At 63.9% G+C, this 20,382-nt stretch carries 21 protein-coding genes and 1 pseudogene; 15 read left to right on the top strand and 7 right to left on the bottom strand.

What is annotated here, in order from left to right; genetic code table 11:
* Window positions 1-53: 53 nt before the first annotated feature.
* Window positions 54-1,622 carry an LCP family protein gene (locus AC3ANQ_RS11440; RefSeq protein WP_488305153.1) on the bottom strand — a complete coding sequence of 523 codons (1,569 nt, stop codon included), beginning with the start codon at window positions 1,620-1,622 and terminating at the stop codon, window positions 54-56.
* Between AC3ANQ_RS11440 and AC3ANQ_RS11435 the strand changes: the two are divergent.
* Window positions 1,605-2,317 (top strand): annotated as a pseudogene (locus tag AC3ANQ_RS11435) (LysE family translocator). The gene AC3ANQ_RS11440 and the pseudogene AC3ANQ_RS11435 sit on opposite strands and share 18 nt — an antisense overlap.
* Before the next feature lie 29 nt (window positions 2,318-2,346).
* On the opposite strand, the gene AC3ANQ_RS11430 reads toward AC3ANQ_RS11435, so the two are convergent.
* The 4 genes from AC3ANQ_RS11430 to AC3ANQ_RS11415 form a co-directional block, all read right to left on the bottom strand.
* Window positions 2,347-3,159, bottom strand: a complete 813-nt coding sequence (locus AC3ANQ_RS11430) for an MBL fold metallo-hydrolase (RefSeq protein ID WP_488305152.1) — start codon at window positions 3,157-3,159, stop codon at window positions 2,347-2,349.
* Window positions 3,160-3,243: 84 nt separating this feature from the next.
* On the bottom strand, window positions 3,244-4,038 hold the full coding sequence (locus tag AC3ANQ_RS11425) for an alpha/beta fold hydrolase (protein ID WP_488305151.1): 795 nt from the start codon (window positions 4,036-4,038) through the stop codon (window positions 3,244-3,246).
* A 93-nt stretch (window positions 4,039-4,131) separates the two neighbouring features.
* Window positions 4,132-4,455, bottom strand: coding sequence for a CGNR zinc finger domain-containing protein (locus AC3ANQ_RS11420; RefSeq protein WP_488305150.1), 324 nt, complete (start codon window positions 4,453-4,455; stop codon window positions 4,132-4,134).
* Window positions 4,448-4,702, bottom strand: a complete 255-nt coding sequence (locus tag AC3ANQ_RS11415) for a hypothetical protein (RefSeq protein WP_488305149.1) — start codon at window positions 4,700-4,702, stop codon at window positions 4,448-4,450. The genes AC3ANQ_RS11420 and AC3ANQ_RS11415 overlap by 8 nt, the downstream gene beginning before the upstream one ends.
* A 98-nt stretch (window positions 4,703-4,800) precedes the next feature.
* Here AC3ANQ_RS11415 and AC3ANQ_RS11410 point away from each other — a divergent pair, with 98 nt between their 5' ends.
* The 8 genes from AC3ANQ_RS11410 (at window position 4,801) to AC3ANQ_RS11375 (ending at window position 13,886) form a co-directional block, all read left to right on the top strand.
* Window positions 4,801-6,054, top strand: coding sequence for an aminotransferase-like domain-containing protein (locus AC3ANQ_RS11410; protein WP_488305310.1), 1,254 nt, complete (start codon window positions 4,801-4,803; stop codon window positions 6,052-6,054).
* A 264-nt stretch (window positions 6,055-6,318) separates the two neighbouring features.
* The gene (locus AC3ANQ_RS11405; RefSeq protein ID WP_488305148.1) at window positions 6,319-7,275 is read left to right on the top strand and encodes a tyrosine-type recombinase/integrase; all 957 of its coding nucleotides are present in this window, start codon (window positions 6,319-6,321) and stop codon (window positions 7,273-7,275) included.
* Window positions 7,276-7,365: 90 nt separating this feature from the next.
* Window positions 7,366-8,835: a tyrosine-type recombinase/integrase gene (locus AC3ANQ_RS11400; protein ID WP_488305147.1), complete on the top strand. Its 1,470-nt coding sequence runs from the start codon at window positions 7,366-7,368 to the stop codon at window positions 8,833-8,835.
* Complete coding sequence (locus AC3ANQ_RS11395) at window positions 8,835-10,559, top strand: hypothetical protein (protein ID WP_488305146.1); 1,725 nt, start codon at window positions 8,835-8,837, stop codon at window positions 10,557-10,559. The genes AC3ANQ_RS11400 and AC3ANQ_RS11395 overlap by 1 nt, the downstream gene beginning before the upstream one ends.
* The gene (locus tag AC3ANQ_RS11390; RefSeq protein ID WP_488305145.1) at window positions 10,556-12,736 is read left to right on the top strand and encodes a site-specific integrase; all 2,181 of its coding nucleotides are present in this window, start codon (window positions 10,556-10,558) and stop codon (window positions 12,734-12,736) included. Before AC3ANQ_RS11395 ends, AC3ANQ_RS11390 begins: the two co-directional genes overlap by 4 nt.
* Before the next feature lies 1 nt (window position 12,737).
* Window positions 12,738-13,196, top strand: a complete 459-nt coding sequence (locus AC3ANQ_RS11385; protein ID WP_488305144.1) for a hypothetical protein — start codon at window positions 12,738-12,740, stop codon at window positions 13,194-13,196.
* Window positions 13,197-13,224: 28 nt separating this feature from the next.
* On the top strand, window positions 13,225-13,524 hold the full coding sequence (locus AC3ANQ_RS11380) for a tyrosine-type recombinase/integrase (RefSeq protein WP_488305143.1): 300 nt from the start codon (window positions 13,225-13,227) through the stop codon (window positions 13,522-13,524).
* Complete coding sequence (locus tag AC3ANQ_RS11375) at window positions 13,524-13,886, top strand: helix-turn-helix domain-containing protein (RefSeq protein ID WP_488305142.1); 363 nt, start codon at window positions 13,524-13,526, stop codon at window positions 13,884-13,886. The genes AC3ANQ_RS11380 and AC3ANQ_RS11375 overlap by 1 nt, the downstream gene beginning before the upstream one ends.
* Window positions 13,887-13,962: 76 nt before the next feature.
* Here the strand turns inward: AC3ANQ_RS11375 and AC3ANQ_RS11370 are convergent, their stop codons facing one another.
* A complete protein-coding gene (locus tag AC3ANQ_RS11370; protein WP_488305141.1) occupies window positions 13,963-14,544 on the bottom strand; it encodes a hypothetical protein in 582 nt (193 codons plus the stop codon).
* Between the two features lie 12 nt (window positions 14,545-14,556).
* Between AC3ANQ_RS11370 and AC3ANQ_RS11365 the strand changes: the two genes are divergently transcribed.
* Window positions 14,557-15,351 carry a hypothetical protein gene (locus AC3ANQ_RS11365; protein WP_488305140.1) on the top strand — a complete coding sequence of 265 codons (795 nt, stop codon included), beginning with the start codon at window positions 14,557-14,559 and terminating at the stop codon, window positions 15,349-15,351.
* Between the two features lie 122 nt (window positions 15,352-15,473).
* On the top strand, window positions 15,474-15,836 hold the full coding sequence (locus AC3ANQ_RS11360) for a hypothetical protein (RefSeq protein WP_488305139.1): 363 nt from the start codon (window positions 15,474-15,476) through the stop codon (window positions 15,834-15,836).
* 29 nt (window positions 15,837-15,865) lie between these two features.
* On the opposite strand, the gene AC3ANQ_RS11355 is transcribed toward AC3ANQ_RS11360, so the two are convergent.
* The gene (locus tag AC3ANQ_RS11355) at window positions 15,866-16,273 is read right to left on the bottom strand and encodes a hypothetical protein (RefSeq protein ID WP_488305138.1); all 408 of its coding nucleotides are present in this window, start codon (window positions 16,271-16,273) and stop codon (window positions 15,866-15,868) included.
* 196 nt (window positions 16,274-16,469) lie between these two features.
* Here AC3ANQ_RS11355 and AC3ANQ_RS11350 point away from each other — a divergent pair, with 196 nt between their 5' ends.
* The 4 genes from AC3ANQ_RS11350 to AC3ANQ_RS11335 are packed head-to-tail and all read left to right on the top strand — an operon-like array spanning window position 16,470 to window position 20,379.
* Window positions 16,470-17,606: a type III polyketide synthase gene (locus tag AC3ANQ_RS11350; protein WP_488305137.1), complete on the top strand. Its 1,137-nt coding sequence runs from the start codon at window positions 16,470-16,472 to the stop codon at window positions 17,604-17,606.
* Window positions 17,606-18,334: a class I SAM-dependent methyltransferase gene (locus AC3ANQ_RS11345; RefSeq protein ID WP_488305136.1), complete on the top strand. Its 729-nt coding sequence runs from the start codon at window positions 17,606-17,608 to the stop codon at window positions 18,332-18,334. The genes AC3ANQ_RS11350 and AC3ANQ_RS11345 overlap by 1 nt, the downstream gene beginning before the upstream one ends.
* The gene (locus AC3ANQ_RS11340) at window positions 18,327-19,469 is read left to right on the top strand and encodes an FAD-dependent oxidoreductase (protein ID WP_488305135.1); all 1,143 of its coding nucleotides are present in this window, start codon (window positions 18,327-18,329) and stop codon (window positions 19,467-19,469) included. Before AC3ANQ_RS11345 ends, AC3ANQ_RS11340 begins: the two co-directional genes overlap by 8 nt.
* Before the next feature lie 46 nt (window positions 19,470-19,515).
* Entirely contained in the window at window positions 19,516-20,379 is an 864-nt protein-coding gene (locus AC3ANQ_RS11335) for a hypothetical protein (RefSeq protein WP_488305134.1), read from the top strand.
* The last annotated feature ends 3 nt before the right edge of the window (window positions 20,380-20,382 follow it).

The raw sequence follows: 20,382 nt of genomic DNA, 5'->3' as shown, positions 1-20,382 counted from the left end.
TTCGCACTGTGGCCAGTGCGGCCGCCGGTGCTCTCAGTGGCGTTGTGCTCCGGCTATCCCGCGGGGTTGGTTGCCTGACACGTCTGGTCTTGGGCGGTCTGGGCAACCACATCGTTCGGCTTGGGCGCCGGAAGCGTCGGTTTGCTCCCTGTGGCGAAGTCTTGCCCGGCGTAAAGCTGGACTCCCTGGACACTGGGAACCTGCTGCACGCTCGCCGCTGGCAACCCGAACATGGCGGCAACGTCCGCGGCGACATCGGCAAACCCGGCACCATAGTAGACCATGGTTTGCGGCCTCGCATCGCCCTGAATCCGGGCAACCTTCGTGAAGCCACCGGAGGAGAGCAGCGCTGCGATGTCCTGGCTCCTGCCGCTCACGCCTGTTCCATTGGCGATGGTGATCGGCTGAAGCGCCTTGTTGTAGGCCGCTTTCGGAGTTTCGGTGGTCGGAGCAGGGGAGGGAGCAGCGCTAGGGGCAGGCTGACTGAGATCAGCGCTTTGTTTCAAGGCGGCAAAAAAGTTGCTGGCAGCCGGTTGATCGAGGTCGAGCCTGTTTGGGTCTGACGCCGCTGGGACGTTCGGTAGCGTGATGAAGTTGACCTTTGCCGGGTCAATGTTCTTCAGTCGGTCGGCGATGGTCAGCAAAGCAGGAACGGAAGCAAGCCCGTCGTCGACGGTCAGGTTTTTGGTGACCGTGTCGGCGATGCTCAGCATCTTCTGCGGGTTGCCGAGTGTTCCGTCGGCTTTGAGTTTGCGGGTCAGCGAGCCAAGAAACGCCTGTTGGGCCTTGATTCGGCCGAGGTCACCGCCATCGGCAAATGCGTGGCGAGTGCGCAGGAAGGCGAGGGCCTGATCCCCTTGGACCTGCGAGGTGCCTTTGGGCAGGTGAAGTCCGGAGTCGGGGTCGTTCACGGCCGAGCTCACGCAGACGTCCACCCCACCGACCGCATTGGAGAGTTCTTTGACGGCGTTGAAGTCGGCCATCATGAAGTGGTCCATCTCCAGGCCCGTCAGCTTGTTCACGGTATCCACGGCGCAGCCAATGCCGGCTTCGGCCATCGCGCTGTTGATCATGGCGTTCTGGCGTTCTGCGTAGTGCTGTCCGGTCTTGTTGTCAGTGCACGCGGGGACGTCGACCAGCAGGTCCCGAGGAAGGCTGATGACGTTGACGTGATTGTTGTCTGCGGAAATATCCAGCAACATCATCACATCGGATTGCCCATGGCCGGATGACTGGTCCGTCGTCCCGAATTGTCCGTTTTTGCCGCTTCTGGTGTCGGTACCGAGAATGAGGATCTGCAAGCGGTCCTTCCGGTCATCTGCCGGGCCTTCCGATCTGTGGCCACCGGCTCCCAGGGCAGCCGTCGAAATGTTGGATTGAAGCCTCCACACCCAATATCCGCCGAAGGCGACGACCGCGAGCAGCAGGACGGCCACCACGGCGCTCGTGATTTTGAACCAGCGCGGCGCCCGACGATAGCTGAAACGCCGGCTGCGGGTAGCCAATTTGCCCTGCCCCGGATAGGCGACAGGTGCGGACTGACCCGATTCCGGGTTGGGTGCATCGTGGCGAGTTACCAAAAGGGGGACTACCTCTCCGGGGGAATGACGGACGGCCCCCATTGTAGCTGGGACGTCTGGGAAGGTTCCGTGCGCCCCGCTACGCGCAGCACAAATCTCCGGCAATGGTTGAATGGGAAGATGACTCTGAGCTCACTGACGGCGTTTGTCGGGTTGTGCGCTATTTTGGCCCTTACCCCTGGCCCAGACTCCTTCCTCGTCCTCAGGTGCAGTCTGTCAAACGTCAAAGCCGGCCTCTCAGCGGCGCTCGGTTCCTCGCTCGGCAGCATTTTCTGGGCAGGCCTTGTGGGCATCGGACTGGCGGCCCTGCTGGAGCAGTCGGCCGAAGCCTACAGGGTGGTGAAGATCTGATTTACCTGGGAGTCAGCGCCTTTGTCCACAGCCGCCGCTCGCAAATAGCACCGCAGCGAGACGGCGGCCCTGGAGTCAGCGGCCAACTGCGCTCAAGCTTCTTCGCCGGGCTCGTATCGTGCCTGCTCAATCCGAAGGTTGGACTGTTCTTCCTCGCCGTTGTACCCCAGTTCCTGCCTTCCGGGGAAGCCTCATTTGGATTGACGATGATGCTCGGCGTCATCGACTTTGCGATCTCGATGATCTACCTCGGAATCCTGTCCTTCGTGGCTACCAAGGCCGTTCTCTGGCTGAAACGACCAACCGTGACCAAAGCTTTGGAACGGACCTCCGCGGCGATTCTCGCGGCGCTAGGCGTGGGGACTGCGGTTTCAGCAGGTAGTTAAGTGAGGCGGTGCCAGCACACCGTCCAGGTTCAGGTCAAATGGTCAAAGTCTCCACGTGCCCATGCCGCGTGCCGCTGCGCAGAACCATGCAACACGGTCTTGGCCCCTGAAGCGATCATATTGTTGAAGTTGCCGTACATCCGATCGAATTCGATTTCGCCGAGTTGCCTGGCGATTCGAAGCGCCACTGCGCCGGAGAGCGGAACGTGATTCGGGTAGCTGCGCATGAACGCGATGGAGCGGCGGTCGGGATTCGGAAACACGCTGTCGCCGGTCAGCAGTACGCCCTTTCCGTCTGCCCCACGAGCCCAGTGAGCTACTGCGCTGCCAGGGAAGTGTCCCCCGGTCTGGTGCAGTGTGAGCCCTTCGGTGACTGTTCGGCTGCCGGACCAAAATTCGACGGCGGGTCCGGTTCGCCCTAGCCAGTCGCGGTCGGCGTCGGCCACAAGTACCGGAACCCCGCCTAAGAGGCGGGACCATTCGATTTGCGCACCAAACATGTGCGGATGGCTTGCGGCTATTGCGAGGACGGGGGCCCGGCCGAGTACGGCGTCCACAGCGCTGTCATCGACGTAACCTACCGGATCCCATAGGAGCGAACCCGCCGGCGTGATCACAAGCTGCGAGGTCTGGCCGATCCCCACTACGGGCTCGGTGGTGATCCCTATCAGCCCCAGCTCGTTCTCCTTCAACACAGTACGCTGGCCACCCTGTTCCAGTGCGTCCAATTTGAGCCAGCGCTGTCCGCTTGCGGGTAAATACTGGCGCTCATCATCACAGATCGGGCAGACCGCCGGGGTCGGCTCCTCGTATTCGACGGCGCACGTTGCACAGATCAGCACTATGGGTCCCTTCTTTCCGTTATCTCTTCTGCTCCCGGCGCACGCGATTGCGGCTTTGGGGGAGTGATGATCGTTTCTCGCTCGCTACTCTCGAGTCGATTCGATGAGTGAGTTGACCATCTTGAGGACGGGGCTGGCGGGAGTCAGAGTCTGTCCGTGAGTACGGCCGGGCAGGGCATGGAATTGGGCCTTGGGCATGAGCCGGGCCGCCCGTTCCGAGTCCGCATGCCGGAGCGGATCCTCCGTGCCGGCGAGCAGCAAGGTGGGGGTGTCGATCTTCCGGAGAGCCTCCTCCGGGATTCCGGGTTCGTCCTCACTGCGCCGGAAGTAGGCGCGCAGGGCGGCGGGGTCGTTCGCCAGAAAGGCTGCTGCGGTCTGCGGATCTATCTCACGGCCTGCGGCACTGCTCCACTGGCGCAGAAATTCGGGCACGCCACCCCGGTCCAGGGCCTCGTCATATCCGGGGAAGAATATCGATTCGATTTGCCCGGCCGGCGTGCGGTATGTGCCGCCGGCAGATGTGAACGTCTTGACACGCTCGGGACTGCTGGCCAGCAGTGAGAATCCGACTCTCGCGCCAGCGGAATACCCCAGGTAGTGGGCTGACTGCACACCCGTGGCGTCCAGGACTGCCAGAAGGTCTCCGACGAGCAGATCCATACTGTAGCCGTCTTCGTGATGCGGTTTGTCGCTGCGGCCATGTCCCCGTAGGTCCAGGGCCACCACGTGAAATCGTTCCTCCAAGGCCTTCGTGTAGCCGAAACCCCGCCAGATGGCGCGGGAAAGCCCTGAACCGTGCACCAGAACGATGGTGGGGCCTGCACCCGATTCCTGGAAGGAAATCCGGACGCCGTCCACGGCATTGAAGGCTTCACCCATGGCTTGCTCCTTACCTAAGGGACTCTAGTTGACCGTAGTCGAGCCACGGCGCAATTATCGGTGGGCGGCGATGCTTCGCTATTTCGTATCAAGTCATACACGTTCTAGGTGGTTCGAACCGAGCTCGGTGCTATGGCGATTGGCTGCTTTCCGTTCGCGGTAACGCTGGACTGCGTGGGCGTTGCCGCAAGTTGCCGAGCAGTAGGCGCGTCGTCCGTTCCGGCTCGTGTCGACGTAGGCGTGCTCGCATCCGGGGCGTGAGCAAATGCCCATGCGCCCGACGCGGGCCTCGACGGCGAAGATCGCGAGGCCGCCGATGGTCGCCGCCTGCACTCGCTCGGTGAGGCGATGCCCGTCTTGGGCGAAATGGAGATGCGGGGGAAAGCCGTCGTGCGTCGCGAGGTGAACCTCACGCACCCCCGACGGCCAACAATTCGTTGATCAACTCGCACCGCGTGTCCGTGTCGGTTGCGGCGAACACCGCCCGCAGGCGGCGCGTCCAGTCGTGAAGCTCCGTGAGTTCGTCGTCGAGGTCCACGATGCGGACCAGAGAACGCGTAAGTGTGGCCGAAACCGCATCGCGCGTCCACGCGCCGTCGACGTCGAGGTTGACCAGGTCCTCGGCAAGGTGGACTCCGATCATGTTGTCATGGTTGAACAGCATAGACCAATGACATCACACTGGGAGTGCCGCGCGACAACTGAGGATCAACACCCCTCGGGTGGCGAGCGCGCATATACAGGAAGGTACCAGTGCAAACGATGAACGAATCGACGGAGAAAAACCCTGGGAACAGGACTGCGCTCCCGTGGAGGTTTCCGGTCGCAGACCGCCTCAAGGGAGTCCAATCATCTCCGGTACGTGAAATTCTGAGCATCCTGTCGCGCGGAGACGTCATTTCATTTGCCGGAGGCATCCCAGACCCCGGGCTGTTCGCCGTCGAGGAAATCAGGGCAGCCTTTGACCATGTTCTGACCAATCAAGCCAGCAAGGCACTGCAATACGCCTCGACAGAAGGCGAACCGGCACTACGGGAGCAGGCCGCAGCGCGCATGTCCCGCCAACTGCCGACTACCGCAGAACAGATCCAGATCACCTCCGGCTCCCAGGAGGGCCTGTACTTGATCGGTCAAGCACTTCTGGACTCCGGAGACGTTGTTCTCGTGGAACGGCCCACCTACCTTGCTGCCGTCCAGGCTTTCGCGCTGTCCGGGGCGCAGATGATCGGCATTCCCACGGATGAGCACGGAGTACTTCCGGACGAGCTGGAACAGCTCATAGAACGGCATCAGCCGAAATTCGTGTACCTGATCCCGACCTTCCAAAACCCCACTGGCGGGTGCATGCCGGCCAGCCGCCGCCATCAAGTGGCCGAGGTCCTGCTTCGCACCGGAACAGCGTTGGTCGAGGATGACCCCTACGGACCGCTGCGATACTCCGGTGACCCAGTGGGTCCAATCGCAACGCTCCCCGGAATGCCGGCCCAGACCCTGCTGCTGAATTCGATGTCGAAAATCATGGCGCCGGGCCTCCGGGTGGGGTGGATCAGGGGAGAAGGGCCAATCCTCCGAAGCATCGCTATCGTGAAACAAGCGGTCGGCCTGCAGTCACCGGTAACCGACCAACTGGCGGTCGCACATTACCTTGCCACGAACAACATCGATCAGCACATCCGGCGCCTCAACGCGGTATACAAAACACGCCGTGACGCCATGCACGCAGAACTCACCGGGATACTGCCCGAAGGAGCAGGCATGACAAACCCCGACGGAGGCATGTTCCTGTGGGTCCGCCTCGGGAACGACATCGACACCAACGATCTTCTTCCCTTGGCCGTTGAAGAGGGCGTAGCGTTTGTGCCCGGCTCCGCCTTCTACGCCCACGACCCTGATCAAACCACTCTGCGCCTGTCTTACGTCACCAATCCGCCGAACGTCATAGCCGAAGGCATTCAGCGCCTCTCCCGGGCAATCAAGGCCTACAGTACCCAAGCGGGCCCGGCCCTCGCGCAATAGACCCCGGACCAGGGGGGCGCGGGAGATCGCAGAAGAGGTACAGAGAGTATTACTTTACATAATGTACATTATCGGCGTTAGACCAGGACGAGTTTCATTTAATGCAAGAACTCGTCCTACTGCATCAATTTCGTGTTTCTGCAGGTCAGACCAAGCTTCCTGGTCAACATTCTTCCCGAGATGAGTCGGCAGTAGCGTCTCATTGTCGCAGGTCAGAGTCGGTTACTTGCATTAGATGCAAGGTTTCGACATATGATGCTAACCATGGAGCGTCTGCCGTGGTCTATTCCGTCCGTCCTGACCGACGGTGATATTTCCCTGTTCAGGGCCGAAGACCGGGTGTTCGAGGCCATGCTGGATGGCTGGCGGGCGCAGATGCTGGCCCGCGGCCTGACGACTGAATGGATCAAAAGTTCAGCGTCGATCGTGACTCGGTTCCATGCATTCACCAACGAGTATCCCTGGAAGTGGCATGCCCACGACGTCGATGAGTACCTGTCCGGTCTCAGGTCACGCGAGAAGCCTGTCACCCTGACCACACTCCGGTCATACAGCAGCGCCATCCGGATCTTCTGCGCCTACATCACCGATTCCCGCTACGGCTGGGTCTCCTACTGTGAGCAAGCCTTCGGGGACATTCCCTCCCAGATCTGCTTCGAGTGGAACAGTCCCAAGCACGCCACAGATGACGCCGCCCCGGAAGGACGCCGCTCTTTCACCAGAAATGAGCTCCAGACCTTCTTCGACACGGTAGACGACCTCGCCGACCAGGAGTTCGCCGCCGGGTCGAAACGTTGGCTGCCAGCGCTGCGGGACTCGATCGCATTCAAGGTCTGCTACGCCTATGGCCTGCGCCGACGTGAGCTGACCATGTTGGAGACGGTGGATTTCGGCCCCAATCCCCACGTGCCGGCCTACAAGGGCTTTGGGTGCGCCGAGGTTCGTTTCGCCAAAGGAACCTCGGGATCGGGCCCACGGCGGCGTACGGTTCTGACCAGCCCGGAGTTCGACTGGGTGGTCGAACTCCTCGGATTCTGGCTCTCGGACGAAGGGCGCGCTAGATTTCCTACGGCGGATCGCACGCTCAGTCTCTGGCCCAGTGAACGTGCGGGTCGCCTGGACGTCCGCTCCTTCGACCGGTCGTTCCAGGCGATTCGCGAGCTGGCGGGCCTTCCTGAGAAGCTGACCATGCACTCACTCCGCCACTTTATCCCCGCTTAGTTTCCGTGTTGCGATAAGTGGTGACAGGGCAGGGGAACATGGCGTTTGCGCTTTGCATGGAGTCGCGTGGTGTTTGTATGGTCTCCGGTTATGATCTTGAGTTTCTTCTCGTCCCAGGGTTGGGAGTCCTGGGAGGTCGATTGTCGGCCGCTGATCCCGGAGCGGATGCCGGTGTTGGTCGATGAGGACCTGTGCTTCGAGGACGGGCCGGCCGCGCCGCGGCCGACGGTCGCGGTGAACCGGTGGCTGCGCGAGCTTCCCGCCAGCGGGGCGCCGTCACCGAACACGTGGGCGGCGTACGCGCGGGCGATCAAGGAGTGGATGGAGTTCCTGGCCGAGCATGGCGTGGGGCTGTTCGACTCGCGGGATCGGTTGAAGCTGGGGCTTAGCCGGTACGCCGAGCATCGCGCGACCGGCCCGCTCAAGCACCGGTTTGCCGCGACGACGTGGGGCCAGCACATGAGCATCCTGTCGCTGTTCTACCGGTGGGCAATGGAGGAAGGACACGCTGGGGCCGAGCCGTTCACCTACCGCACGGCACGGGCCTTGTTCCGCGGCACCGGCCGGGATGTTCGGGTGAACCTGGCGGTGCGGCGGACCCCGAAGCCGCACGTGACGATCAAGTACCTGGAGCCGGACTTCACCGACCTGTTCCTCAACGGCTTGCGCGGCCTCGCCCCGGACGGTGCCCTGGATGCCGGCTACCGGGGTCGTGAACTGGCCCGCAACGCCGCCGTGGGCGGACTTGCGCTGGCCACCGGCCTGCGTGCACAGGAGTTCACCTACCTGCTGACCTACGAGATCCCGGCGCTTCCACCCCGGCCCGTGGCGATTCCGATCCCGTTCCCCGTTCCCGCCGGGATCACCAAGGGCCGCAAGTTCCGGACCACCTGGATCTCCTACGAGGCGTTGGCGGCCGTCCACCACTATCTCGAACTCGACCGCGTCGTGACCGTGGACGGCTCGGCCTGGCGCCCGCCGCGACGCTGGGGCGAGCCGCTGCTGGTGACCAACCCGGACGCGCGGGGAGGACAGATCAACGGCATCCGCCGCCGGTGGGACACGCTCACTCCGGACGAGCGGCGTCGGCTGGTCGCTCCGGGCGGGGGCTCCTGCCTGCTCGCGCTGCGCAACGGCGGCGGACCGTTCACCGCCTGGGCCACGGTGTTCGAGCGGACAGTCGACCGGATCCGCGCCCGGTTCGAGCCACGGTTCCCGCACATCCACCCGCATCGGCTGCGCCATTCCTTCTCGATGCGAACTTTGGAATATCTGGTGACCGGGCATTACCGGCAAGCCGCGAAGCTGGTGAAGGACACCGACGCCGACGCCGCCCTGGTGTTCTATTTGTCCAAAGCGGACCCACTGCTTGTGCTGCGGGATCTGCTCGGCCACTCCTCGGTGCTGACCACGGAAAAGTACCTCAAACGCTTGGACACGACCCGGATCTACCGTGACGCCTACGACAGCGCCGGCATCGCCGACGGTCTGCTCGCCGAGGCCGCTGCCGAGCAGGAGGCCGCGGCGGAGTTCGACGACGGTGACAGCGGGTTGTGCTGATGCCGGCCACCGTGACCGAGGACCCGCTGGGCATCGAATGCGTGTTCAGCGACGGCTCCACCGCGCGGTTCGACCTGGACCGTTTGCCCTGCCCGCTGCTGGCCCGAGACCTCGCGGTGGGGCTGGTAGAGCTGATCCACCCGCACGGCTCGGTCGACGCGGCGGGCTCGCTGACCCACTACGCGCAGTCCATCCGGCACCTGACCCGCACGCTGGCCGCCCGGGGGTTCACCGGTGGGGCGTCGGACCTGAGCCGGGCGCAGATGGCCGAGTACTGGATGGCCGCGAGTGGCCCGAAAGAGGCGTGCACCCGCCGGATGCTTCACGGATTCCAGCTCGCGGGCGGGCGCCTGGACGCGAAACTGGCCGAGCTGGCGGCCGGGCGGGCCTACAACCCCCAGCGCAGCCGCCACCAGCTGCCGCCCTACCCGGAAGACCACTGGGACCAGCTCACGCAGACCTGCCGCCGTGTCGTGGACGAGTCGTTCGCCCGGCACAAGCGCGCCCTGGCCGCGGCCCGGCGCGGCCAGCACCCGCGCGAGCATGGGTGGAGCGAGGAGAACCTGCGCTGGCTGCTGGCCCGGATCGGCCCGGTCGGCATCGCCTCCTTCGGGCAGCACCTGGGCTGCTCGGACAACGTGGTCCGCCAGCGCGGCGGGGTGCTGGAAGCGAGCATGGACTTGTTCCCGCGGTTGGATGTCGTGATCGCCTACCGGCTGCTGTTCGGCATCTACTCCGGCATCGTCCCTGACGGTATCGATGACCTGGTCACCGACGACATCGACTGGGCCGGCGACTCCACCATCCTGCTGTCCTACGTCAAGGGCCGCACCGCGGCAGAGAGCCTCAACCTGCCCCGGCGGGCGGTCCGGCTGCTGGAGCAGTGGCTGGCGCACTCGGAACTCTTGCGCGGCCACGCCGCCCCGGAGCACGGGCGGCATTTGTGGATACGGCTGAGGAAACCCGGCGGAACCGAGATCACGGCGGAAGTCGGAGCGGCCGGCCGGGTCGCGATCCAACGATGGGTGGTCCGCCACGACCTGCTCGATGCCGACGGTGCGCCGATCAAGATCCATCGTTCGCGGATCCGCACCACGTTCCAGTCGCTGCGGGACAAGCGCAGCTGGGCCGGCCGCGGCCGGGCGACCATCGACCCCAACCACAGCCCGGAGGTGGAGGGGGATCACTACCTGACCGCCACCACGCCCTCCCAGCGTCGGGCGGCTGAGGCGATCGTGGAGGACGCCCAGCACGACCTGCTGCGCAAGGCGCACCCGCCTATGGTCGTGACCGGCGAGGACGCCGCCACCCTCGCCGGGGACTACCCGCAGCTGGTCGCTGCGCTCCACCTGGACGAGACGGTGATCGCCGAACTCGTCGGCGGGCAACGCGACGTGTTCACCGCGGCCTGCGCGGATCAGCTCTCCGGCCTGCACGGACCGAAGGGCAAGCCGTGCCCTGCCCGGCCCTGGGTCTGCCTGCTCTGCCCGCTGGCGGTGTTCGCGCCCCGGCACGCGGCGAACCTGTTGCGGCTCAAGGCGTTCTTCTCCCGGCAATGGCAGCAGATGCCCGCTGCTCAGTTCATGGCCGTGTTCGGCCCTTACTCCCAGCGGATCGGCCAGGTGCTGGACGGCTTCGACCCCGTCGTCGTGGTTCGTGCCGCTGCCCAGGTCGGCGACAGTGACGACGAACTTCCCGTGCGCCCGGAGGAGTCCACCCGATGACAACCGCACTCGCCTATGAGCAGCCCGGGTCAGTGTTCGCCGGCATGGACATCTGCCGTGAAGCCGGATTGGCGTTGCCCGACGGGACGCGCCGGCCGGTGTTCGAGGACGAACGCTGGGATTTCACCGCTGTGATCGGCTTGCCGAACCAGATGTCCAAGGTCAGCCGCCGGTTCGATTTCACCGCGATTGCCAACCCTCGCTGGCGGGTCGTCGCCAAGGAGCAGATCGTGGCGATGCTTGCCCCCAGACACGAGGCTGTAATGCCCTTGCCGCGCGCCTACCGGACCCCGCTGCACCTGTTGACCGCCTCCGGGCGGCTGGCCGAACTGACCCGGTTCCTGATCTGGCTCACAGATCAGGGCCTCACCAGCCTCGGCGAGGTGAGCGCCGACCGCTGCGAGGCATACCTGGCCCACCGACGCTACCTGCTCGACGACAACGGCCAGGTCGTCGGCGAACGAAGCCCCGCGACCCGACGGGCCGCCGCCCAGACCGTCGTCGACCTGGTCAACCACCGGGAACTGTTCAGCCTCGACCGGGTCCCCGAGGACCTGCGCCCCTGGGGCGGTGCCGCCCCCTCCGCGGTCGCCGAGATGCCCTCCGGAGTTGGACAGAACAAGACCCCGCCCGTCGCCGACGCGTCCCTGCAGCCGATGCTGGCAGCAGCCAGCTATCTGGTGGGCACGCTCGGCCCGCACGCGATCGACCTGATCACACAGGTCAGAGACGCCGACCGGAAATGGTCGCACAGGCTTGGGGACCACGTCTTTACCTCCACGCTGCCCGCCGAGGAGATCACGCAATTGCTGGCGGACTACGAACGCCGCAGCGAACCGCTTCCGATGGCTGCCGAGCACACCATCCGGGACCGGGTGGCTGGCGGCTGGGCACCCGACGATCCGCTGACCCGGGTCTCCCTCGGGCTGCTGGCCCGCCAGGCCGGGTTCACCCAGTTCTGGCGGCAGTGGATTCCGCACCTGCGCGACCGGATCGAAGCGACCATGGCCGTGGTCGGGGCGGAGAAACCCTTCGCCCGCAACGCTACCGCCGTCGGCCGCGCTGATGGGGATGGAACCCTCCCCTGGACACTGCCGCTGGATCGATCGGAAGCTGTCGCCCTCGTCGGAATCGTCCGCACGGCCGCGATCGTCCTGCTGGCAGCGGTGTCCGGGATGCGGTCGTCCGAGTTGATGGAGCTGGAAGTGGGCTGCTGCCGCCCACCCGAGCACTACGGCCCAGGGCTGGTCCGCTACCGGCTGGCCGGAAAAGTCATCAAAGGCCAGCAGTTGGGCGGCCTCACCGACGAATGGGTCATCATCGAACCCGCCTACCGCGCCGCTCAGCTGCTCGAACGGCTGCATGAGACCCCCGAGAACAGAGCGCCGCTGCTGGGCCGGTTCGCCTTCGACGTCCGCTACAGATGGTTCCGCAACTGGGTCAACGGGCCAGCTGGCCGGCGCCTCGGCCTGGCTCCCATCCCCGAAGCCCCAGTCAGCCTCCGGGCTCTACGTCGCACGCTGGCGATCGAGCTGGCCTACCGTCCCGGGGGTCTGCTCGCGGCCAAACTGCACCTCAAGCACATCGCGACGGCAACAACGGAGGGGTATGCGTCCCGACCGGGCGGGGCGCAGGCCGAACTGCTGTCCGAGGTCAACAAGCACGAGGCCGAGCGCAACCTCGATCTGGTCTGGACCGAGTTCCGCAACTACCAGCAAGGCATCATGCCCGCAGGGCCAGCGGCTAGCGAGCTGACGGATTTCTTCGCCCACGTCGACGGCAAGCTCACCACCGGCGAGGCGGGCCCGCCGAAGACCCAGCGCAGCGACCGAGAAGTGCTCAACCTGCTCACCAAACGTGCCCAGACACTGCATCTGGGCACGGCCAACTACTGCTGGTTCACCGACCCGTCCCGGGCGCTTTGCCTGAAACTCGCCGGCACCCCGCATGCCGACCGACCCCTGACGGGAATGTGTGACTCCGCGCGCTGCCCGCAAGCCACCCACCATCCCCGTCACCGGCCGGTCTGGGCCGAGCACGCCGCACAGACCAAGACCTTCCTCGGCAGCCTCGGCCCCACCCGCAAGAGCGAACGAGCCCGACTGCAGGCCGACCTCCACCGAGCCCTGGGCGTCCTGGACGCCATTGGCACCGCCACCAACCAGACCAAGGAATGACATGCGGATCACCGCAGCTCAGCGCACCGCCAACGAGAACCGGATCCGCGCCGCCATGGACCGGCTCCTGCGCGGCGAGATCCCGCCCGAGGGCCGCTGCGACGTCAAGACTCTCGCCGCCGAGTCGGGCGTCGACCGCACTGCCTTCTACGGCAGCCGGCCCTACGCCGATCTGCGCGTCGAGTTCGAACAGCGCCTGCGGACTCTCAAGCAGGCAGGCGAACAGCCTGACTTGCGCGACGCGCAGATCACCCGCCTCAAGAACGAGGTCACTGCGTTGAAGCACCGCCTGGCTGACTCAACCGCCACGATCAACCAACTCACCGAGTTCCAGACCCAAGCTCTCGCACGACTCGCCGCCCAACACGACGAGATCGTCCGCCTGCGGGCCGCGGCCACCTCCGACAGCCGGGTCAGCCGGCTGCCGCAACGAGCCGCCACCATCGGCTCATCCAACTAACAGGCAACACCTTCCTAGAAAGTGATCTATGACACCTCAGAAACGTCCAAACGCAACACGCGCGACCAGCTCGGTCACAAGCCGAAGCACCGGAAGTCCCGGCTGCTCTATCGCCACACGAACCCAAACGCACACGGCGACTGCGGAGACAAGGCATTCCTATGTCACCCACCAGATCGAAGCCGGATATGATCCGGCCTTTGTCCAGGAACAGGTCGGCCACGCCAGTGGCTCCACTACCGGCCTGTACACCCATGTGTCCAACGACTTCAAGCACAAGACCGTGCAACAGATGATCGCACGGCGCACAACCCCGCGGGAGCAGTAATGCCAGACCAACGCCGGATGGGCTACCACTGGAACCTTCGAAAAGTGATGGCAAGCCGCAACCTGTGGAAGACCTCCGAGCTCCAGCCTCTGCTCAGATCACGGGGCATCAACCTTTCCGACACCCAGGTCTACCGGCTCATCACAGGTGAGCCGGAACGGATTCCAGCTCGCACCTTCGCAGCCCTCTGCGACATCCTGGACTGCAGCCCCAACGACCTCTTCGAGCCCTACGTTGAAATCCGCGCCGCCGCCAGTGCCAACGCGCCGCGTCACACTGAAGGCATCGCTGCGGTGCCGAACAAGCCGATTGCGAGGCGCATCAAGCTTCTCGCCGATCCCAACAGCGCACCCGATGAGTAGACCACGCCGGGCGAGTGACCCGGCCAAGTGGCCTGAACCGTGCGGACGATGCTCCGAGCATCATCAAATCGTTGCCTCATGGCCAGATGCGCGCATCTGCGGATACTGCTACCAGGCCGGGAAACGCCGCACCGGCACCTGCTCCTGCGGCCACCAAGGCGTCCTGCCGGGACTCATTGAAGGCCAGCCCGTCTGCCGGTCCTGCAGCGGCATCCAGCTGAACGTAGATTGCCGCGGCTGCGGTACCGAGGCTGAACTCCACTCCGGCGGCCGCTGCTGGACCTGCGTCCTCACCACCACCGTCGAACGGCTTCTCACCAACCCCCACACCGGCGCCATCGCCGAACCCCTCCAGCCAGTGGCCGCCGCACTGAAGTCCATGAACCGCGCCAACAGCGGACTGACTTGGATCAACCAAAAGCACGTCAGCGGCTTCCTTACAGACCTTGCCGCTTCCGAATCCATAACCCACGAATCCCTGGACGCTCTCCCCCCACACCGGACCCGCGACTACGTCCGGGGACTGCTCGTCGAACACGGCGCGCTCCCCCGCCGGGATGAACGACTCGCCCGCTACCACACCTGGAGCGAACAGGCCCTCCAGCGACTCCCCAAAGGCGACAGCCACGACGTCGTCCGACGCTTCATCCGGTGGCACCTAATCCGGCGCATGAGCGCCATGGATCAGATCAGCGAAGGCACCTTCCTGCGTTCCAAACAGACCGTGACTGTTGCCATCGAATTCCTGAAATGGATTGCCGACCGAGGCACCACGCTCAAGCAGCTGACGCAGGCAGACCTGGACGTCTGGCAAGCAGGAGGCCCGACGACCCGTGAGTTCGCCAGCCGGTTCCTCCAATGGGCGATCAAAAGCAGGCTCACCCCGGCTGACATCGCCATGACCCCGCACCGGCGAGGCACCAGTGCAAAGCTCGGGTCCGCCGAGCAAGACCGCCTGATCCAGGAAGCCATCCACAGCGATAAGCTCAATCCCCGCGACAGGTTTGCGGCCATCCTCGTCCTGATCTTCGGACAACGGATCGAAGATGCCGTACGCCTCACCTGGAGCAACGCCGAAATACTGGATGAACATGCCACCGTCACCCTCGGCGCCACAGCCATAACGCTCCCGCCTCCCCTCGACCACCCCCTACGCGACCTGGCCGCGAGACGGAGCCAAACGGCGGCGCACCCCAATTCACCATGGATTTTCCCCGGCCAAAACCCAGGACACCACGTTAGAGGCGGGACACTTCGTGAGCGTCTCAAAAGCATGTTCTCAACGCGCGCGGCCCGGCTCGGAACACTTCACGAAATGACTAAAGCAACCCCGATACCCATCATCGCCGAAGTCCTTGGCTACTCCCCGGCAACCATCGAACGTCACGCGGTTGCCTCAGCAAGCACCTATGCCAGATACATCGGCGCTTCACTACAAGCCAACCGAACACAGGGGGAAGCATGAGCAAGAGCCGGGAATTACAGGCGGCAATCTCCGACGGGTGGTGCTGAATAGTGGCGAAAAGTAGCAGCCAACCCGGCTGGTGGCGCAGGGGAAAGCTAAGGTCGAGGCTTGCTTGCCTCGGCGTGAGCCTGGGCATCACAGCGGCCGTAGTTCATCTTCTCAGTTACACGTTGCCCACATTCAACCCTGTCTTCGTCCTTTATTATCTCTTCTACCTATTCGCTGAAGTGCTTGTTATGACGGTCCTTGGGGCGGCAGTTGCCGGCGCAGTAATCGTTGCCAGGTTGGCGGTGGCCGAGGAAGCGACCCGCAAGACGCGGGCAATTGTCACGGGAGTCGTTGCACTGATGACTTCAGGCGCAATGGCCTTTGCCCTCTGCAGCCTGGTTTATTCAGAGAATCCCTGGGTAGTCGCGGGCGTCACAGGAGCCCTGGTGGGCAGCGCATTCGCCACGGTTACCTACCGCCACACCTCCGAAGCCTGATACAGGACTACCCCCTAATACATCGCCGGTTATCCGGTTTCGAGCCAGCGAGTAAACCGCACTTGGTCCACTTCTGGCATGGGCCAGTTCGAGGGCTTCACCCAAACAACGGTGCCGCGCCCGCAGATGCGTAGACCTTCGTACATGCGCAGCTCATCTCCGGGACCTACCTCTTTCCAAGCTGGCACGCTGCCAAAGAACAGAGGCGCGATCACGGCGCGAACCGCTTCCCCAGGATGAATATCCTGCCGGGAGAAACCCAATATCGGTGCAGCCGTCTGCTCGCCGTCGGCCCAGCCCGGAAGACCCCAATTCGGGCGGTAATTGAACCTCGTCTCCACAGCGGAGCCACCTAAAAGAGGCATGCGCCTACCGCCGTCTGCTGTCGCGGCAAAACTTAAGTCAATCCCGATCGCCACAGTGGCAAAGACTTCCATGACCGCAGTGTAGTAGGCCTGACACTCACCCACGGTTGAAAACTGGAACTCCTACTCGTCCCACGCCAACACGTCTCGTTGCCAGTCTTGAGTGTCTCAGCAGCACCCCGGCGACGCCGCAAAACCAAACCCTCAAAACTTCCACATTTCCCCCCACTGCCATTGTCAACAGCATCTTCGTCGCCAACAATGAAGCATGCCGGTCTACGTGAGGTCTCTGGAAACTGCCGTACCGCCCACAGTGCTTGTACAGCCACAAGCGCGCGATGTCTTTGCATCCCAACCCGGCCTGACGCGACTCGGATCCCGGCTCGTGCGAACTTGCTTCGATTCAGCTGCGATTGACACCCGGTTCACTGCCGTTGCTGAACTGACCCTTGATAACCACGGTGAGAACCCGTCATTCTTCGACCCTGACTCAGGCCGGGTTCTGAGTCCCAGCACCAAGGTCCGCAACGAGATTTTTGCTGTCGAGGCTACCAAGCTGTTCATAGAGGCCGCCAAAGCCGCCGTAGGGAAATGTCCTGACATTGACTTACTTGACATAACTCATGTCATCACTGTCTCCTGTACCGGATTCTTCAACCCCGGGCCCGACTATAAGGTGGTCCGGGCCCTTGGCCTCAGCCCGGCCGTGCAGCGTTACCACCTTGGCTTCATGGGTTGCTACGCTGCGTTCCCGGCCCTCCGGGCGGCCCGGCAGTTCTGTCAGGCCGATCCCTCTGCCGTCGTTCTGGTTATCTGCGTGGAGCTGTGCTCTCTCCACGTCCGGACCTCGAATGACCCGGACACCATCATGGGATCGGCGATCTTTGCCGACGGTGCGGCCGCCGCCGTCGTGACCTCCCGTGAACCTGAAGGGCCGGACCCGGTGATCAGGCTGGACCATTTCGAGACAGTCCTGACGCCTGTGGGCGAAGAAGCCATGGCCTGGAACATTGGCGACGAAGGTTTCGAAATGGTTCTCGGATCGTACGTGCCGCACATCATCGAGGAGCACATCACCGGGGCGCTCGAACCGCTGCTTGCTCGCGACCCCTCCTTGGCAGGACTCCCCTATCGGGACATCACGCATTGGGCCATCCATCCCGGCGGCCGCAGTATTCTCGACAAGGTCGAGTCGAAGCTCGAGCTCACCGAGGAACAGATGATTCCGGCACGCGAAGTCCTTCGCAACTACGGCAACATGAGCAGCGCCACCGTACTCTTCGTCTTGAAGCACATCCTGGGACAAACTCCGGCACAGCGGGAGGAGCGTATCTGTTCCATGGCATTCGGGCCCGGCCTCACTGTGGAAACGGGGCTGTTCACCCGGGTTTCTCCAGCATTGTGATGCCTGCCCTCCCCCGCCCAGGCGGCTTTCTCCGCGAGCGTGACGTGACCGCCATTGAGGACATGGACCGCCCCGATTGCGAGCTCAGTCGGCTCAACCGCAGTTACGCGCGGTTTCCGCTCGTCAACGCAGTGGTGTCTGGCTGGCGGGATACATACAAGTCCCTAATCAGGCCATTGCTCACGACGGCGGCGCCCACCACGGTCCTCGACATTGGCTGCGGCGGTGGCGACGTCGCCCGAAGCCTCGCGCGCCGGGCCGCCGCGGAGGGATACCAGCTCGAGGTCACCGGAATCGATCCGGACGAGCGTGCCTTCCATTTCGCGAACTCCGCGCCGCCAGTCGAGGGCGTGAAATATCGGAAGGCCTTCAGCTCGGAGCTTGTGTCAGAGGGGCTCCGATTCGACGTCGTCATCTCCAACCACGTCCTGCACCACTTGACGCCCCCCGAATTCGCCTCGTTCCTTCGCGACTCTGAACAGCTGTGCCGCCGTATTGCCCTCCATAACGACCTCAGGCGCAGCCGCCTCGCCTACTCTCTCTTCTGGGCCGGTGCCTGGCCACTCGGGCTCGGCTCCTATATCCACGGCGACGGACTCACGTCCATCAGGCGCAGTTACACAATGGCGGAACTGCGTGCCGCCACTCCCCCTGTCTGGACGGTGGAAGGCAACGGCCTGTGGCACAACCTCCTGGTTTACCGACCCGGTGAGGCTCCACATGTTTGACGTGGTAGTGGTTGGAGCGGGGCCGGTGGGGCTGTACATGGCCGCGCTCTTGTTGCAACACGGGCACCGCGTTGCAATCCTGGAGCGACGGGCAACGTCGAGCCGCCAAACCCGGGCGATTGGAATCCATCCCCCGGCGCTAGCCGCACTCGACGCTGTGGGCGCTGCCCATTCTTTGGTCTCCTCAGGCGTCCGGATCACCCACGGGGCCGCGTACAGCGGCGGGCGCAAAGTTGCCGATATGGATTTTGCCCGGCCTTCCGCTGAATACCCCTTTATCCTTTCCGTTCCGCAATATCTCACCACCCAAGCCCTCGAGTCCCGGGTTATCGAACTCGATCCAAGCGCCCTTCTCCGCGGCGTGCGCGTCGAGGAAGTGGTCGACGACGGCGGGTACCTACGTTTGCGCGGACAGGAAGGCGGGTCGGCGGTGGAGTTCCTGGGCCGCTTCGTGGTGGCGGCCGACGGCGTCCATTCCGCCGTCCGAGAGGGCCTCGGTTTGGAGCCGCGCTTGCGTACTTACCCCGACTACTACGTCATGGGCGATTTCCAGGATGAGTCGATGTACGGCAACAAGGCAGTCCTCTTCCTTGAGCCGGCGGGAATCGTCGAGTCTTTTCCACTGCCCGGCGGTATCCGAAGATGGGTAGTCCGGCTTGGCGCGCCTTGCCAAGAACCAACTCCCCGTGCGCTCGCTGCCCTGATCCGAAAGCGGACCGGAACGGCGGTGGACTCAACGAGCAATACGATGATCAGTGCGTTCGGCGTGACCTCACGCCTGGTCTCCCGGATGGTTCATGGACGGGTTGCCTTGCTCGGCGATGCGGCGCACGAGATCAGCCCGATCGGCGGTCAAGGGATGAATCTGGGCTGGCTGGATGCGGTTGCCCTGGCGCCGATTATCAGCGAGGCGTTGCGAACGTCCGGAAGAAAGCCTGCCAGCAAGGAACTCGCGGCATTCGAGCGCAACCGTCAGCGTGCAGCGAAGAAAGCCATATGGCAGGCCAGTGTGAACATGGCGCTGGGCCGCCCGTTGCCTCCGAAAGTCCTGGGCGCACGGAACGCCTTGATCGGCCGGGCGATAACCTTGCCGATGTTCTCGGAACTCGTGGCCCGCCGATTCACGATGCACTAGGCGTGATTGCGTTTTAGACTGCATCCATGACCCCCAGGGGCGTAAAGTGAGTGTTCGACGACGGCGGGCAGCCGCCGTCGTACTCATCGGTCTGTTGGGCATCATGGCAGCTTCTACCGCGGGATGTACCGGGACGCCTGGACCACAGGCCACGACGCCCGCCGGCCCACTCACCGTCCAACTAAACCAGTTCCGGGATAACTACAGCACGCACATCATCGAGATCCAATTCAGCAACCGCGGCCCGGACACCATCACTGTGGTACGCGCCGCCCTGCGCACGGCGAGCTTTGATGGAACGATCGGATGGTCTTCGAGCGCCGATGGCACAGCCATTCCGCCGGGCCAGACAAAGAGCCTGCCCGTGCAGCTTCCGTCTCCAGCCTGTCCCCCTGGCTCCTCGGAATCCACGGTTGACTATGTGCTGGCGGGCTCGGACCACGTGTACAGCGAAGCCGTGACGGATCCCTTCGGCGTGCTGGCTCGGAACAACAGCGAACTATGCCTGGAACGCAGAGCCTCGGAAATAGCGAGCCTGGAGCTCCTGCCGACGTTGGACCCAGGACCCGGGAAAGGCCTGGCGACAATGACCATCACGGTCAAACCCCGTGGCGGTACAGGGTCCATGACCATCGAATCAATCGGCGAAACCACCCTCCTCGCAGCGGACCCGGGTAGCCCATGGCCCCATGGCGTCGTGATTCATGGCGCAGACAAGGACTCGACCCTCAGCCTGCGCATCCGCCCCGCACGTTGCGACCCGCACGCCGTCGCGGAGGACAAAGTGGGCACGCTCATGCCACTTCACGTGACGGTCAATGGAGTTGCCGGGACTATCAAGGTTGCTGCCGGTAACGCGCTGCGTGGAAGCATCTACGATTTCGTCACAAAGAGCTGCGGGGACGGTTGAGGT

Source organism: Arthrobacter sp. DMZ02-1R (genome assembly GCF_057747935.1).
Note: the sequence above shows the minus strand (reverse complement) of the source record. Positions and strands in the feature narration are given on the sequence as shown.